Origin of the sequence: Planococcus maritimus, from assembly GCF_001592825.1 — a bacterium.
In the GTDB taxonomy this organism is placed as follows: domain Bacteria; phylum Bacillota; class Bacilli; order Bacillales_A; family Planococcaceae; genus Planococcus; species Planococcus maritimus_C.
On record NZ_LTZG01000047.1, the window covers coordinates 1 to 359 of the forward strand.

The following is a 359-nucleotide window of genomic DNA, read 5'->3' on the forward strand; positions in this document are numbered from 1 at the left end:
CTCGTTTATATCGTGATGGCCGCACAATTCGAGTCATTCAAATATCCATTGGTAATTATGTTCACGGTGACATGGATGGTCATCGGGGTGTCGATTGCGCTATTCGTCACACAGACGCCAATCAGCATCACCGCCGTCATCGGAGTACTGTTCCTTGTCGGTATAGTCGTCAACAACGGGATTGTGCTCGTTGATTACATCAATCAACGAAACGAAGCTGGACTCGCTTCCTTTGAGGCGATTGTGACGGCGGTCCATGACCGGAGAAGACCGATATTAATGACGGCCCTGACCACAATTTTAGGCCACTTGCCATTAGCGATCGGCATTGGGGAAGGCACTGAAATTAACCAGCCGAT

At 49.3% G+C, this 359-nt stretch carries 1 protein-coding gene; it reads left to right on the forward strand.

The window, feature by feature from the left end; translation table 11 throughout:
- Positions 1–359 (forward strand): efflux RND transporter permease subunit (locus AY633_RS14705; protein ID WP_145915691.1); only part of this gene is annotated, 359 nt, incomplete at both ends.